The organism is Pseudovibrio axinellae (assembly GCF_900110875.1).
GTDB classification, from domain to species: domain Bacteria; phylum Pseudomonadota; class Alphaproteobacteria; order Rhizobiales; family Stappiaceae; genus Pseudovibrio; species Pseudovibrio axinellae.
This window is the reverse complement of the sequence record NZ_FOFM01000017.1, coordinates 14,672-29,983: the sequence shown is the minus strand read 5'-3', so window position 1 is coordinate 29,983 and position 15,312 is coordinate 14,672. Positions and strand designations below refer to the sequence as shown.

The following is a 15,312-nucleotide window of genomic DNA, read 5'->3' as shown; positions in this document are numbered from 1 at the left end:
CTTCGCAAAAAATATGTGCGAAAATAACTACTTTTGCAATAATTTTTGCACACTCACAAGAGAGGCTGTATGAAACTGGGATATGCACGCGTTTCAACCGAGTATCAAACCCTGGATCGACAGGCTCAGCGGCTGGAACAGGCCGAATGTGAAATGCTGTTTGAAGAAAAAGTCTCCGGTACCGGCCGGAGCTGGAAAAGCTCCTTAGTCAGTTGCGGAAAGACGACGTGCTGGTTGTCACAAGGCTGGACCGTCTTGCCCGATCTACATCTGAGCTTTTGCGTGTCACTGAGATCATCAATGAAAAACAAGCAGGATTACAATCGCTTGAAGAGCCATGGGCGGATACGACAACGCCCGCCGGAAAGATGATCATGACAGTTTTTTCCGGTATTGCCGAGTTCGAACGCACCCTGATTTTAAGTCGAACCCAAGAGGGACGCGAGGCAGCCAAAGCCCGCGGCGTGGCATTTCGCAGGCCACAAAAGTTGCGCCCGGAGCAAAAAGAAATTGCCCGAGACCTCGTTCATCAGGGCAAATCAATCAGTGCTGTCGCAAGGACATTTGGCGTGCATCCGGCAACAATTTATCGCTGTCTGGAGAAAAAATAGCCTTGTGGTACTTTTTTGTTCCTCTCAGCCGCACATCCCAAAACCAGGTGTCGGGCGTCGTGAAGTCCCTGTCTTTCCAGGCGGAACCACACATCAAGCCGTTGCTGGCAGCGCTGGACCATTTCCGCAAAACCGATGGTCAGATTACCAGATCCGCGCCCTCCGGGTTTCTTGATCCCACGGAGCGAAAAGCGGTCGGATACGGTGCGGAGTTCCGGCGTGTGCGTCCGGTGAACCCGACCTAACAGCGGTGGTTTTTCTTCGTTAATCTGCGTGTAGTTTTATCTGCATGGAATTCGATAATGACAGAAAGCCAAGGACGACGTTGGGGTGACGAGGACAAGCGCGCGGTTTGTCAGGAGGCTCTGGAGGGGAGTTTACCAGTAGCTCAGGTGGCAAAGCGCCATGGTATAAGAAAAGCGCGGCTTTATTACTGGCTGAAAGATCCGCGTTACAATCCCACGCTTGAAGGGAGTTCAATAGCCACAACTGGAGCAGGTTTTGTTTCTGTTCGCATCGTCGAAGAGAACATGCTGAGTTCGGCTGTGGTGAATGCTGAGCAAGCTGAGGGAGATCGGGAACCGCTCTGCCTGGAAAACCGGCTTGCGGGCGGTCATCACGTTCATCTGAGCGGGCCAGTCAACTCTGCTCTGGTGGCGCAGATCTTACGGGAGCTGTGCACATGATCCCGGTTCCGAGCAATACCCGTGTCTGGCTGGCAGCAGGTGTAACGGACATGCGGCGGGGTTTTAATACTCTGGCGGCTCAAGCAGAACAGGTTTTGGCGGAGGACCCTTACTCGGGCCACCTGTTCGTGTTCCGTGGGCGCAGGGGGGATCTTTTGAAAATAATTTGGTGGGATAGCCAGGGCGCGTGCCTGTTCACCAAGCGGCTTGAGAAGGGAAGGTTTGTGTGGCCTGCGGCCAAGGAAGGCAAAGCCCATATAACAGCTGCCCAGTTGTCGATGTTGCTCGAAGGGATTGATTGGCGCACACCGGCTCGTACCTGGACGCCTTTAACCTCCGGATAGATAAATAATTGCAATAGGTTGAGGTGATTTTTCTTAGCTTTTTACGGGAGTGCCTGTATACTCTCTTCATGCTCAAGGACCTCAACATCTCTTCGGAAGTTCCGGCTGAACTGAAAGCCGTCAATAAGCTTCTGACTGAGGAAGTGAAGGCTTTAACACTGAAGGTTGAGCAACTCCAGCATTAGTTGCATGGTGCCAATCGGCACCGGTTCGGATCGAAATCGGAAACCCTTGATAAGCTCAACCTCAATCATACTGAGGACAAGGAGATCGGCGAGGCTGCGCAGGAACAGCAGGATGCGACCTCAGTTTCAGACAAAAAGGAAAAGCGCCAGTACAGCCGCAAGCCGCTGCCAGCTCATCTGGAGCGAAGCGATACGGTGCTTGTTCCCGGCGATAATTGTCGCTGCTGTGGTGTTGCACTGAAGCAGTTTGGCGAGGATATCACCGAAGAACTGGAGTATAGTGAGGCGGAATTGCAAATGATCCAGTGAATCATTTGCCCTCCGAACGGCGTTTTGTCGTGAACCGGATTATTCGCCCGCGGCTGTCATGTTCATGCTGCGAGAAAATTGTTCAATCCCCGCTGTCCTCCCGGCCAATCGAGCGCGGTCGTCCGGGATCGGGGCTGCTGGCTCATGTTTTAGTCTCGAAGTTTGCCGACCACCTGCCGCTCTATCGCCAGTCTCAGATTTATGACCGGGAGGGCATTGATTTGGACCGCTCCACGTTGAGCGATTGGGTTGGCCGCTCCACTGCTCTGCTGGAGCCACTTGCTGATGCCATTGGCCGGATGGTCAGGCAGGGCAACGCGGTTTTTGCTGATGACACCCCGGTTAAGCTTCAGGCACCGGGTAACAAAAAGACAAAAACCGCCCGGATCTGGGCTTATGTGAGGGACGAGCGTCCCTGGAGGGGACAGGCTCCTCCTCTGGCCTGGTACCAGTTTACCGCCAACCGCAAAGGCGAGCACCCGCAAGGACATCTGCGCGGCTACAAAGGCTGGATACATGCTGATGGCTATGCGGGTTTCAAGGCATTGTTTGGAAAAGACAAAGCTGTAGAAATGGCCTGTATGGCGCATATTCGTCGAAAGTTCGCCGATGTTCACGCCTCGCAAGGTTCAAGTATCGCGGGCGAGGCCATCCAGTGGATTGCAAAACTCTATGAGATCGAGAAACAGGTGCGCGGCAATCCGCCGCCGGAGCGAGTGAGACAACGGCAAGAACAAGCCAAGCTCGTCTTCGATGATCTGGAAGACTGGCTGCATACGCAGCTTTCCAGAATATCCGGCAAGTCAGCCTTGGCCGGAGCAATCCGCTATGCCCTCACGCGCCTGCCCAAAGCACGTCCTTATCTGGATAATGGCCATCTGGAACTCGACAACAACACGGCCGAGCGGGCCATGAAGCCAGTGGCACTTGGACGAAAAAACTATCTCTTTATGGGATCAGAAGGTGGCGGAAAAGCAGCGGCTATCGCCTATACCCTTATTGAAACAGCAAAGCTCAATGATATCGACCCGCAAGCTTGGCTCACATGGATGCTGGCTCAAATTGCTGATCACAAGATCAACCGCATCAACGACCTCATGCCATGGTGTTACGCTGATAAATCAGCGTAACTGAAGCTGTTCAAGTTAAATAGGTCAGGTTCGCCGGACGCTCACTCCTGATCAACAGCCCGCCACAGGTAGTATCGCTGGTTCTGGATCTTGATCACAACCTCATCAAGATACCAGATATCCGAGCTTTGTGTTCTTTTGCGGCGTAACTGACGAGTGTAAATTGGGCCAAACTTGATCCCCCACTTGCGGATGGTTTCATAGGACAGGGTTATGCCGCGCTCCAGCAGCATCTCCTCAACCTCGCGCAGGCTGAGGGAGAAGCGGTGGTAGAGCCAAACAACGTGAGCGATAATTTCGGGTGGAAAGCGATGGCGTTTGTAACTGATCGGAGCACAAGTCATGTTGCCCAACTACCAATCGGAGCTGGAGCCAAAGTTAACTTGATAACACCCTAATTCCACATGGTTGCCCTGTTTGCCCAGCTCCACCGCATCCACGTTCAGTCTCGGCAGGTTCTTCAATAGTGACGATTGACGGTAAACCTGCTGCCCGTGTCGGTGATGCAATCGGCTGCGGTGGAAGCATTACTTCTGGATCACCGGTTGTGACAATTGAATAAGGCGCTAGGATTCAGGTAATAGCGCTCATCTGTTCGGTGTCTGCAAGTAAGCTTGCTTTAGAGAAGTCTATAAACTCTCGAGCTGGAACTGTAAGTAGCCCAAAAATTGTGACGTGCGACCGTGTAGAATGAACACAATCAGAAATAGCAAGAACGTCCCAGCGGTCTGTGTCCCATGTCGGCTCGAATGTCCGCAAAGGGTCAGACAGTAATATGCCGCACCTGCGAAAAATCGCGCTCCGATGAAGGTCAGCAAAGGGCTCTTTCGGTATGAATCTTTATTACTTAAGAAAAAGTGTCGCTAAGAGCTGATTAGTCGCGATGAGTATGAAACTTTATGTTCTACGAGGCATTGTGTACCGGCCGTTTTCTGCCATTTGCGATGCGGGTTAGGATGATAGTTTATTACTCTCCCACATGAGTATATTGTTTCTTTTAAACAATAATTTGCGTAAGATTTTTAGGTTGTGTTGTTCGTAACGCTGCTCGGTGAGTGCCCAGAGATTAGTTAGCTGATGATGAAACCTGAAACCTTGGATATAAAAGACGTCTGGACGGGAGCGCTCAAGCGCACCGGAAATTGGGTCGTGGCCAATATTGATACGTCAGTTTCGTGGCCGACGAAGTTGCACACAATCATTCATGAAGGCATCCATTACTGGATCATTCCAGTAACTAAGGATGCCTACCCTGGTGTTGCAGCATGCGCGGAAGACATCACCGCTGAAGAATTGCAGAAAAGAACCTTACAATTTCTTAGCGTTATCTCGTGGGTAGATAGTCGCAGCATTGTCGTAAACTCCTTTACAATGGGTGATTTACCTCGCTCAAAGAGGCGAGGTCATGAAGGAGGCTATGCTATCCGAGAGGAGTTTGATTACCCCTACCTACCCAAAATAGAGGATAATCAAGCAAAGTTGGCATTGGCCTTGATGCGCGAAGGGCGCGAATTGAACCACGCCGCCTTCTCTTTCTTAAACTATTTTCGTGTCTGTGAAGTTGCGTACAGCAACTCGGAAGATCGAAAAAAATGGATGATTGACGCAATAGTTCGCATTCAAGAAAGCTGTTCGGTAGATGCTCCAACAAATTTGAAGGCAAAAGGAGTGCTAATCAGTGGCTATCAAGACAGCCTTGCGTTAGATGCCCTAACCAATTTGAAAAAAAGAGATCCGAAAGAGGTGTCGAAACATCTCTTCGAGGCAAGCCGCTGCGCGATTGCACATGCAGGCAAAGATCCAATTATCAACCCGGACGACCCAGCAGACATAAACCGGTTGTCTAGCGAGCTTCCGTTAATTGAGTTCCTCGCTGTCTTGGCAATAGAAGAAAAGTTCGGGGTCAAAACTACGTCAACAATCGATCGCGAGCACCTTTATGAGTTAGAAGGTTTCAAGAAAGCTTTTGGGAGCGAGCTTGTCGAGAAACTTAAGAGCTCTGAACAGATTCAAGGAGACTTGCGTGTTGGCCTCCCTGTTATATCGCTACGTTTGAGGGGTAGGCCGAGTTTCCCCTCGTTGGAAGGCTTACTGCCGAAACAAATGCAACAAGTTGGGTCCAATGTTCAACTAAGTTACGGCAAAGAAGACGGCTCACTGGGGGTGAAATTCAATCTCAACTTCAAAGATGAACAATTGGAGTTTGATATTCATGATGGCATCTATGGGATTTCCGACGATGAATCCGCTGACTACGCCGAAACCAAAGCTCAAATGATAGAGTTTTTCAAGTGGTACTACTTGAATGGCAGCCTAGAGATTGTAGATACAGAAACAGGTGAGGAAATTTCGCGAAAGGACGCGTTTTTGCCAGTTAATGTGCTCGTGAATCCAGAAGAGTTCGACAAGGATATTAAGTTCTGGCTCTCTACTGCAGATACACGGCGCAAAATCGAAAGCACTACCTGACGCACCAAGCTATCTTTAGGGCAAGAACGTTAGCTTATATCGTAAAGGTCGCTTCGACGGACGGAGCCGCAGCGGATGACTGATATCGCCATCAACAGCAAGCTGAGCAAAATCGACTCATGGTTGAAGTCACGTACCGGCTGGAGACGTTTAGATTTAGGCCGAATGGCCGCTAATGGTCATGAGCTGACCTTCGGGCGTTTCCATTATGGGTTGAGACACGTCCAACTGAAGGCTCCTACAGTCGCTCTTATTGACGATCTGGAAATACCCGACTGACCCTTTGCAGACATTCGGCCTTAATCTAGGAACTTTAGGTCGCGCGTGACTTCAACCATAGGTCGGTTTTGGTTAGTTTGTTGCTGAGTGACCGATGCTGACATTTAGACAGCTACTGCGCGCGCCTTGCCAGTGCGCCCTGCTTCTTCTGATTGACCTTTCTCAACTCGCGATGGGGAACGGAAAGAAGACACGCTTGTGGGGCATAATATAACCTGCAGCACTTATCGGCTATTTTGCAAGCGCATAGGGCTATGTTTGTTTATAGGGCTGTCTCCGCAGCGTAAAACTCCCTTGGTATTCCCTTTCAAAAAAAGTCATAGCGGGTGCATTTCTTACTGTGCATTGTTCTGTTGAATTCCATCAACCTATGGTTTTTTAAAATAAATTTACAATCTTAATTACTCATGCATATATATATGGATAGTGATTTCATGATTCATATATGGGCTTTCAAAATGACAAATACCCCTCCTGTTGCCAATTCTTTTGAAGAAACAGGGGTTGAAGATACCTCTGTTGTGATTACGCCTTCGTTCTTTGATATTGATACATCGGATACACACAGTTTCACTGTTGATACGACAGGGACGGTTGGGTCTGTCACCATAAATAATGACGGAACAATCTCATATGATCCAAATGGCCAGTTTGATTATCTGGCAGCCTATGCGGGGGACCTGGAAGATGACACCACAACTGCATATGACAGTTTCACATATACGGTGACAGATAGCTCCGGGGCGAGTTCAACAGCAACCGTTACCGTCAGACTTCTCGGCCAGAATGATGGTCCTGTGGCTGTCGCAACCAGTCAGACCACGGGTGAAGACAGTTCAGTCACAATCACTCCCGACTTTTCTGATGCGGATGCCTCTGATACGCACAGCTTGAGCGTGGATACCACCGAAACGCTCGGCACGGTCACTGTGAATGATGACGGAACCTTTTCCTATGATCCGGCGGGCCAGTTTGAATATCTGGCGGTTGGGGAGACAACCACGGACAGCTTTACCTACACAGTGACAGATGCTGCAGGTGAGAGTTCCACTGAGACGGTGACTGTGACCATCACCGGCCAGAATGATGCGCCGGTTGCTGTGGCTGTAGAAGCTGAGGTGAATGAAGGTGGAACCATTATCATCAATAATGGTGTAAGCGATGTGGACACATCAGACACACATCTGATTGGTGTCAACAATGCTGAGACACAAGGGAGTGTCCTCGTAAATTCTGACGGCACGTTTACCTACGATGCAAACGGCCAGTTCGACCATCTGGGAGCAGGTGAAACGGCAACGGACAGCTTTGTCTATATGGCACTTGATGGATCTTGGAGTGGTGCTTCCGCGACGGTTACAGTTACCATTACCGGAGAGAATGATGCGCCGGTGGCCGCTGAAGTTTCAGGCGAAACGGACGAAGACAGCAGCATTACGATTGCGCCGTCTTATTCAGATGCAGATTCGTCTGACACGCATAGTTTCAGTGTGGATACCACCAATACGACTGGTTCAGTTACCGTCAATGGCGATGGCACATTCTCATATGATCCGAGTGGTCAGTTTGATGGGCTGACAGCAGGTGAGACGGCCACAGACACCTTCACCTACACGGTCACAGACAGCTCCGGTGCAAGCTCCACTGAAACCGTCACAATTGAAATCACCGGCGTGAATGATGCTCCTGTTGTTTCTGGTCTTTCTGCGCAAACCTCAGAGGACACCAGTGTCCTGATCGACCCGGTGTTTACAGATGCGGAAGCTTCAGACACCCACACCATCACATTTGATGCAAGCGAGACATCGGGTGCAGTTGTTCTGGTTGATGGCAGCTTCCACTATGACCCGACTGGTCAGTTTGAGGGCCTGGCCGCTGGCGAGAACGCCACAGATACCTTCACCTACACGGTGACGGACAGTTCCGGTGCAAGCTCCACGAATACCGTTACTGTGACAATCAACGGTGCCAATGATGCGCCTGTGGCTTCTGCGGTCACGGCGAGTACCGATGAGGACAGCTCTGTTACCATCACGCCAGATTATTCTGATACTGATGGTTCCGACACCCACAGTTTCAGCGTGGATACCACCAGTACGGCTGGTTTGGTGACGGTGAATGACGATGGCACGTTCTCATTTGATCCGAGTGGTGCGTTTGAGGACCTGGCCGTTGGTGAGAGCACCACAGATACCTTCAGCTACACGGTAAAGGACGGTAGTGGTGCAAGCTCCACAAATACTGTCACGGTGACAATCAACGGTGTTAATGATGCGCCTGCGGCTGCTGCAGTTACCGCGAGTACCGATGAGGACAGCTCTGTCACGATCACACCGGATTATTCAGATGCAGACACTTCAGACACCCACAGTTTCAGCGTGGATACCTCCGATACGGCTGGTTCGGTGACGGTAAATGAGGATGGTAGGTTTTCGTATGACCCGAGTGGTGCGTTTGATGGGTTGACAGCTGGTGAGACAACCACAGACACCTTTACCTATACGGTTACAGATGCTTCCGGCACGAGTTCCACTGAAACCGTCACAATTGAAATCACAGGCGTGAATGATGCCCCTGTTGTTTCTGGTCTTTCTGCGCAAACCTCAGAGGACACCAGTGTCCTGATCGACCCGGTGTTTACAGATGCGGAAGCCTCAGACACCCACACGATCTCATTTGATGCAAGCGAAACATCGGGCGCTGTCACTCTGGTTGATGGCAGCTTCCGCTATGATCCCAATGGTGCGTTTGAGGACCTGGCCGTTGGTGAGAGCACCACAGATACCTTCAGCTACACGGTAACCGACAGCTCCGGTGCAAGCTCTACGAATACGGTCACTGTAACAATTAACGGTGCTAATGATGCGCCTGTGGCTGCGGCGGTCACAGCCAGCACCGATGAGGACAGCGCTGTTACAGTCACGCCGGATTATTCTGATACTGATGGTTCCGACATGCATAGTCTCACCGTGGATACCACCAGCACGGCTGGGTCATTGACAGTGAACGAGGATGGTACGCTCTCTTATGATCCGACAAATCTGGTGGGCTCACTTGGTCTTGGTGAAACTTTTACAGACACCTTCACTTACACGGTTACAGACGGCGCAGGAGAAAGCTCAACGGCGACGGCTACTGTAACTGTGGCAGGGGACAGTGAAATCCTTAGCGGCACTACGGGAGATGATACATATTCCATCTGGGCCAACAGTGGATCATCTATGATTGACTACTCCACGGAAATTGCTGATGGCGGGTTTGATACGATTGTCTTTGAGGATCTGTCTCTTTCTGACCTGATCATCACTACGGTTGAGCACGATGATGGTAACGGGACTGCTCTGAAGATCTCCTGGGAAGCAGATGGCGATCGCCTCGCGGGCCAGTTGCAGATTGCTAATATGGGAGAAAATATCGAATGCTATGAGTTTGCTGATGGGACGGTGTTGAGCAATATTTCCGTACGGGATGATGGGCGCTTGGAACTCTACGGGGTTGAAGGTGCAGACAATGTTGTCTACGGTACTACAAACGCTGACCTTATTTTTGGCAGCGATGGGAGCGATATCCTGGATGCTGGAACCGCAAGCAGTGGAAGTCAGCATCTGCGTGGATACGATGGAAATGATACTTACTTGTTCGGTCTCGGTGGTAGAAATACACTTATTCACGAGTCAGCCGATCATGGCAGTGATACGGTTATCTTCAAGGACCTCAGCTTGCAGGGCGTAACTTTTACGACCTACGAATACGGCGATGAAAGCCCTTATGGAACGGTCCTGGAATTCAATTGGATTGGAAATGAGGGCGGTGATCAGCTAAGGATATCCGGCCTTTCTCAGACAATTGAACGCTTTGAGTTTGCTGACGGTACGACGCTCAGCAGCATTGAACTGTTGGATGACGGGCGTGTTCAGCTGACTGGAACGGATGGAGATGACATTATCTCAGGAACTTCCGGGGATGATGTTCTGTTAGGAGCTGACGGCAGCGACACCTTTGTATTTGATAGTTCTTCCTTCGGCAATGATGTCATTGCAGATTTCACCGCCGGAGAGGGATCCGAAGACGTGATCAGTTTTGATGCGGATGTGTTTGCTGATTATGATGCTGTTGTGGCCGCTGCGACGGATGATGGGTCAAATACAGTTATTGTGCTTGATGAAGACAACTCCGTGACCCTAACAGGTGTTCTGGTCTCTGAACTTCATTCAGACGACTTTGAATTTGTCTGATCATAAGCATATGGTGGTGTTTGCATTATGATAAATGCGGGCACCACCGTTTTTTCGACTAATCCGAAAAGCAATTCTTCCTTTTGTGTAGTTTCTGCCTTGTACCAACTCCAACCGCCGCAACTCGGACCGCTTCAACCTTTGCTGGAAACACCCTAACGGCGGCTCTTGGCCCTGATTACAAGCTGATTAAGGTCAATCCTAGAATGACATCTCGCTCTGGATGGGGCTGATCCGTGACTAAGCCAACGACAGCAATGGTCACACTGCTACGTGCTACGTTAGTAAACTGCTTTAAACGGACCTGCGTTCAGCAGTAACGCTCTATTTTCTTGGCACAGGTGTGGCAGTTGGAATATCGGGATCGGGTACCCGGTTCGGGCCTGTTGCTGAGCTTGTTTCAGGTAGTGCGTGAGTTTTCTGGGGTCTGGCGCAGCAGGCCGATGTCGTTGTCTGTCATGATAACGGCGTAAAAGGGGTCTGATCCAGTAGGGGGCGGAATGTCACTCTAAGGCTTTTGGGCGTGCCTTTTGACAATATCGGTGACGGTGTTTTTGCTGATCCCTAAATCACGGGCTATCCATCTGTAGCTTTTACCATTCTCTATGGCATCGATCACCTTTGGTGCCAGTCTATCTGACTTAGGCCGGTCCCCTTTCTGGCGCCCCAGTTTTTTGCCACGTGCCTTTGCAGCTGCAAGGCCGGATTTTACCCGTTCGCTGAGCATATCACGCTCAAATTGAGCTACACCGGCGAGCATGGTTGCCATCATGAGTCCGTGGGGAGTATCGAGCTCAAACGTCATGCCGTTCATTGCAATAACGGAGACTTTCCAACCAGCCAGCCTATTCAAAGTATCCAATAAGTCTTGAGTAGAGCGTCCCCACCGAGAGAGTTCAGTCACAAGAATAGCATCGATTTTTCGGGCTTGGGCCAAGTCCATAACTCGATTGCGAGCAAGCCTATTTTTCGTGGTGCCGGAAGCCGTTTCTTTGAAGCTTCCGATTATTTCAAAGTCACCACGTTCAGCGAAGGCTGTTAGTTCTTCAATTTGGCGTTCGCAGGACTGATCGGAAGTGGAAACCCGGGCATAAATAGCGGCACGTTGTCCCAATTGAACCCCTCCGGATTTTTGCCTTGCAAGTCGTTGAATTTGTTGATGCGATTGTTGTCCAAAACAGACTAAAGATCAACTGGGACAATTTGAATGCCAAGACGTCATATTCTGACAGAGCGTCAGCGCTCGGCCCTGCTCGACCTGCCGACCGACACCCCGTCTCTTTTAAAGCACTACACCCTAGCCGATGATGACCTTCAGCACATCCGGCAACGACGACGTGCTGAGAACCGAATTGGTTTTGCACTTCAACTTTGTGCATTAAGGTTTCCAGGGCGAGCGCTCTATTCAGGTGAGTTAATCCCTACCGAGGTTTTAAAGTTCATCGGCGCACAGTTGGGCATTACTGGGGATGCTCTGCTGACATATGCGTCTCGTCGCCAAACTCGTCATGAACACATGGAGGCTCTCCGATCGATCTATGGTTATCGAGTTTTTTCCGGGCAACGCGCCCGTGACCTAAAGGTTTGGCTCAATAGACAAGCCGAAGACGCTCGTTCGAACGAAGACCTTGCCCGACGACTGATTGAAGAATGCCGCCGCCTACAGGTAATACTTCCAGCCATCTCTACAATTGAGCGGTTGTGCGCCGAAGCTCTGGTTGCGGCTGAGCGCAGGATCGAGGCGCGAATAGCGCAGCGACTTGACGATGAACAGCGTTCTGCTCTTAACGCATTACTTTCAGAAGTGGTTGACGATCATCGAACTCGCTTTGTCTGGCTCCGACAGTTCGAGGCCGGTACTAACTCCGCAGATGCAAGTCGCTTGTTAGACAGACTAGAGTTCCTTCAGAAGCTGAAGCTACCCAGACAGGTCATTGAAGGCGTAGCACTCCATCGTATCACCCGCCTCAAAAGACAAGGGGAGCGTTACTTTGCAGACGGTCTGCGAGATCTTTCAGATGATCGTAGATACGCCATTCTGGCCGTTTGCGTTGTGGAGTGGCAGGCGTCTCTGGCTGATACCCTCATAGAAACCCACGATCGTATTGTTGGTAAGACCTGGCGAGAATCCAAAAAACTCTGTGATGTTCAAATTACCGAAGCAAAAACAACCGTGAATTCCGCCTTGCAGTCGTTTGTCGATCTCGGCGGAGCATTGCTGGAGGCACATGAGGATGCTGTTCACCTCGAGAAGGTCGTTTCGGAACATCTTGGCTGGGATGGGTTACGCGCTCTGGTAAGCTCTGCCTCTCGCCTGACTAACACATTGTCGGCGGATCCATTGGTCCACGTCATCAAAGGCTATAACCGGTTTCGGCGATACGCTCCGCGGATGTTACGAGTGTTGGAAATTCAGGGTGCATCCGTTGCTGAGCCACTGTTGCAAGCAGCAAATTTGGTGCGCGATGGCGTAGACCATAAGCGCCGGCCTACTGCTTTCCTGCGCAAAACATCGAAATGGCACCGGTACCTTAAAGCCCAGCCCATTGATGATAACCGTCTTTGGGAGGTGTCGGTTTTGTTTTATCTGCGAGATGCCTTCCGATCCGGCGATATCTGGTTAAGGCACTCCCGCCGCTATGCTGACTTGAAGCAAATCCTTATCCCGGCCGAGGCCGTTACCGCCAATGCTCGGTTGGCCGTGCCCTTCACACCTGAAAGTTGGATTGCTGATCGGCAAGCGCGGTTAAGCATTGGGCTGAGGCGATTAGCAAAAGCCGCCCGCTCTGGAACAATTCCTTCAGGTAGTATTGAGAATGGTGTTCTGAATGTCAGCCGACTAAGTGCCAATCCATCGAATGAAGCTGAAGACCTGCTCCTCGACCTTTACAGACGTATTCCTGATACGCGGATTACTGACATTTTGTTGGAGGTTGATGCCGCCACAGGCTTCTCTGGAGCCTTTACTCATTTGCGCACGGGCGCTCCTTGCAAGGATAAATTAGGACTGTTGAACGTGCTGTTGGCCGAAGGAATAAACCTTGGTCTTAGTAAAATGGCTGAAGCAACTAACACGCATGAATATTGGGAACTGATGCGCCTTTCCCGGTGGCATATCGAAAGCGAAGCAATGAACGATGCTTTGGCCATGGTGGTTGCAGCTCAGGCTCAACTTCCAATGTCTGCGTTCTGGGGATTGGGCACTACCGCTTCTAGCGATGGCCAATTCTTTCCCACAACGCGGCAAGGAGAGGCTATGAACTTGATCAACGCAAAATACGGCACCGAACCGGGGTTGAAAGCGTATACTCACGTCTCCGACCAATTCGCCCCTTTTGCCATCCAGACCATTCCGGCGACAGTCAACGAGGCTCCGTACATTATGGATGGTTTACTGATGAATGACACAGGGCAGCGCATCCGTGAACAATATGCCGACACCGGTGGGTTCACTGATCATGTATTCGCCGTCACTTCGATACTGGGTTACCAATTCCTCCCTCGGATCAGAGACTTACCATCCAAGCGGTTCTACGTATTTAATCCCAAAGCTACTCCGAGAGAACTTCGCGGTTTAATCGGCGGCAAGGTCAAAGAAAAACTAATTACGACAAACTGGCCAGTCATCTTGTGGATTGCAGCTACAATGGCGGCGGGAACGGTAGCCCCTAGTCAGATCTTGCGTAAACTGGCTTCTTACCCTCGCCAAAATGACTTAGCCGCAGCATTACGTGAAATTGGTCGCATCGAGCGTACCTTGTTCATGATCGACTGGATTTTGGATGCAGATTTGCAGCGCCGTGCCCAGATAGGATTGAACAAAGGGGAGTCTCATCATGCTTTGAAAAACGCTCTGCGTATTGGGCGTCAGGGTGAAATCGGAGACCGCACGACAGAAGGTCAGCACTACCGTATAGCTGGTCTAAATCTGCTCACTGCCATCGTCATTTATTGGACCACTGCTCGTCTGGGAGAGGCCGTCAGTAGCCGGAAGCGTGCGAGATTGCCTGTTCAACCTGAACACTTGGCGCATGTCTCTCCGCTAGGATGGGCACATATACTGCTCACAGGGGAATATCGATGGTCTAAGAAACCCTGATTGAACCTTAGAGTGTCATTCCGCCCCATACTGGAACGGCCCCCCTCTACGGCTTCAAGTCAATGTCCCATGAAAACCAGAAAACCTGGGCAGTGCAACCGGATAAATATGTCGACGAAGACGTTATCCGCAGCCACTGGGAGGAAATCCTGCGGCTCATGGTTATCATCAAACTCAAGGAAACGACGGCCTCGGACATTTTCCGGCGGCTCAATTCCTACTCCAGGCAGAACAGTCTCTACACGGCGCTCAAGACGTTCGGCCGCATCATCAAAACCCTGTTCATCCTGCGCTACATCGATCGTGTCGGTCTGCGAATGGATATCGAGGCCATGCTCAACAAGGTCGAACTGGCCAACCGCTTTACCCGGGCGGTGGCAGTTGGCAGCCCGCGCGAGTTCATCTTCGCCCTGCAGGAAGACCAGCAGGTGGCAGAAGCCTGCAACCGACTGATCAAGAACGCCATAATCTGCTGGAACTATCTCTATCTCGAAACGAAACTACAGGCAGCCGATCCCGAAACTCGTGCCGAAATGATGAAAATCATCAAGGCCCACTCGCCGCAGTCGTGGGCGCACATCAACATGCTTGGAGAATACGATTTCTCCGATAAAAAGCTCGCAGACAACTTCGGCATCCTTCCCCTGAAAACCAGACCATGAACCCAGACCACCGATGGGGGAGAAAAACTCAAATCAGCAACAGACTTCAATGCCTTGGCTGAAATCCTATTTCGCATTCAGTACTTTTGCGGGGACGGACCCAACCTTCGAGAACACAAACCGCCGTGCAAGGCGATGGTTGCCACGCATACTGGATATGCGCCAGGTTGTTGAACCAGACTTGAAAAGGATCAGTGACCGCTTCAACAATACGCCCCGAAAGGGCCTTGGCTGGAAGACGCCGGTTGAAGTCTTCCGGGAAAAGATGCTGGCATCTTGAGCGCGATCCTTTACCCTAAATTC

13 protein-coding genes and 3 pseudogenes are annotated in these 15,312 nt (G+C 50.8%); 14 read left to right on the top strand and 2 right to left on the bottom strand.

From position 1 onward, the window contains the following. Nucleotides 1-69: 69 nt before the first annotated feature. From BMZ51_RS24575 to tnpC, 7 genes and pseudogenes are all read left to right on the top strand, one after another. Nucleotides 70-407: pseudogene (locus tag BMZ51_RS24575) on the top strand (recombinase family protein); the annotation flags it as partial. A 57-nt stretch (nucleotides 408-464) separates the two neighbouring features. Then, nucleotides 465-611, top strand: coding sequence for a helix-turn-helix domain-containing protein (locus tag BMZ51_RS24570; RefSeq protein ID WP_244271387.1), 147 nt, complete (start codon nucleotides 465-467; stop codon nucleotides 609-611). Nucleotides 612-613: 2 nt separating this feature from the next. After that, on the top strand, nucleotides 614-856 hold the full coding sequence (locus tag BMZ51_RS21130; protein WP_068006535.1) for a hypothetical protein: 243 nt from the start codon (nucleotides 614-616) through the stop codon (nucleotides 854-856). Nucleotides 857-913: 57 nt separating this feature from the next. Further along, nucleotides 914-1,297: a transposase gene (locus BMZ51_RS21125; protein ID WP_068006537.1), complete on the top strand. Its 384-nt coding sequence runs from the start codon at nucleotides 914-916 to the stop codon at nucleotides 1,295-1,297. Beyond that, nucleotides 1,294-1,641, top strand: coding sequence for an IS66 family insertion sequence element accessory protein TnpB (tnpB, locus tag BMZ51_RS21120; protein WP_068006540.1), 348 nt, complete (start codon nucleotides 1,294-1,296; stop codon nucleotides 1,639-1,641). The genes BMZ51_RS21125 and tnpB overlap by 4 nt, the downstream gene beginning before the upstream one ends. Before the next feature lie 185 nt (nucleotides 1,642-1,826). Next, nucleotides 1,827-2,135, top strand: coding sequence for an IS66 family transposase (locus BMZ51_RS24390; protein ID WP_208979615.1), 309 nt, complete (start codon nucleotides 1,827-1,829; stop codon nucleotides 2,133-2,135). A gap of 29 nt (nucleotides 2,136-2,164) precedes the next feature. Beyond that, nucleotides 2,165-3,265, top strand: a complete 1,101-nt coding sequence (tnpC, locus tag BMZ51_RS21115) for an IS66 family transposase (protein WP_208979614.1) — start codon at nucleotides 2,165-2,167, stop codon at nucleotides 3,263-3,265. Between the two features lie 44 nt (nucleotides 3,266-3,309). On the opposite strand, the pseudogene BMZ51_RS21110 reads toward tnpC, so the two are convergent. Next, nucleotides 3,310-3,609: pseudogene (locus BMZ51_RS21110) on the bottom strand (IS6 family transposase); the annotation flags it as partial. Between the two features lie 53 nt (nucleotides 3,610-3,662). Between BMZ51_RS21110 and BMZ51_RS24650 the strand changes: the two are divergent. From BMZ51_RS24650 to BMZ51_RS21090, 4 genes are all read left to right on the top strand, one after another. Beyond that, on the top strand, nucleotides 3,663-3,827 hold the full coding sequence (locus BMZ51_RS24650; protein ID WP_082825678.1) for a PAAR domain-containing protein: 165 nt from the start codon (nucleotides 3,663-3,665) through the stop codon (nucleotides 3,825-3,827). A gap of 515 nt (nucleotides 3,828-4,342) precedes the next feature. Continuing rightward, nucleotides 4,343-5,734, top strand: coding sequence for a methylamine utilization protein MauJ (gene mauJ, locus BMZ51_RS21100; protein WP_068008498.1), 1,392 nt, complete (start codon nucleotides 4,343-4,345; stop codon nucleotides 5,732-5,734). 75 nt (nucleotides 5,735-5,809) lie between these two features. Further along, nucleotides 5,810-6,013, top strand: coding sequence for a hypothetical protein (locus BMZ51_RS21095; protein WP_068008495.1), 204 nt, complete (start codon nucleotides 5,810-5,812; stop codon nucleotides 6,011-6,013). Between the two features lie 458 nt (nucleotides 6,014-6,471). Further along, the gene (locus BMZ51_RS21090) at nucleotides 6,472-10,248 is read left to right on the top strand and encodes an Ig-like domain-containing protein (RefSeq protein WP_161941234.1); all 3,777 of its coding nucleotides are present in this window, start codon (nucleotides 6,472-6,474) and stop codon (nucleotides 10,246-10,248) included. 508 nt (nucleotides 10,249-10,756) lie between these two features. On the opposite strand, the gene BMZ51_RS21085 is transcribed toward BMZ51_RS21090, so the two are convergent. Next, entirely contained in the window at nucleotides 10,757-11,362 is a 606-nt protein-coding gene (locus BMZ51_RS21085) for a recombinase family protein (RefSeq protein WP_074882309.1), read from the bottom strand. 93 nt (nucleotides 11,363-11,455) lie between these two features. On the opposite strand from BMZ51_RS21085, the gene BMZ51_RS21080 reads away from it, so the two are divergent. The 3 genes and pseudogenes from BMZ51_RS21080 to BMZ51_RS21070 all read left to right on the top strand — a co-directional run. After that, nucleotides 11,456-14,347 carry a Tn3 family transposase gene (locus BMZ51_RS21080; RefSeq protein WP_068009459.1) on the top strand — a complete coding sequence of 964 codons (2,892 nt, stop codon included), beginning with the start codon at nucleotides 11,456-11,458 and terminating at the stop codon, nucleotides 14,345-14,347. Between the two features lie 17 nt (nucleotides 14,348-14,364). Further along, the gene (locus BMZ51_RS21075) at nucleotides 14,365-15,009 is read left to right on the top strand and encodes a Tn3 family transposase (RefSeq protein WP_275078220.1); all 645 of its coding nucleotides are present in this window, start codon (nucleotides 14,365-14,367) and stop codon (nucleotides 15,007-15,009) included. A gap of 46 nt (nucleotides 15,010-15,055) precedes the next feature. Beyond that, nucleotides 15,056-15,289 (top strand): annotated as a pseudogene (locus tag BMZ51_RS21070) (IS30 family transposase); the annotation flags it as partial. Nucleotides 15,290-15,312: the final 23 nt, after the last annotated feature.

Excerpts from the sequence above, each read along its gene's own strand:
- BMZ51_RS21080 (WP_068009459.1), top strand. The coding sequence starts at position 11,456 with ATGCCAAGACGTCATATTCTGACAGAGCGTCAGCGCTCGGCCCTGCTC.
- BMZ51_RS21095 (WP_068008495.1), top strand. The coding sequence starts at position 5,810 with ATGACTGATATCGCCATCAACAGCAAGCTGAGCAAAATCGACTCATGG.
- BMZ51_RS21090 (WP_161941234.1), top strand. The coding sequence starts at position 6,472 with ATGACAAATACCCCTCCTGTTGCCAATTCTTTTGAAGAAACAGGGGTT.
- mauJ (WP_068008498.1), top strand. The coding sequence starts at position 4,343 with ATGATGAAACCTGAAACCTTGGATATAAAAGACGTCTGGACGGGAGCG.
- BMZ51_RS21125 (WP_068006537.1), top strand. The coding sequence starts at position 914 with ATGACAGAAAGCCAAGGACGACGTTGGGGTGACGAGGACAAGCGCGCG.
- tnpB (WP_068006540.1), top strand. The coding sequence starts at position 1,294 with ATGATCCCGGTTCCGAGCAATACCCGTGTCTGGCTGGCAGCAGGTGTA.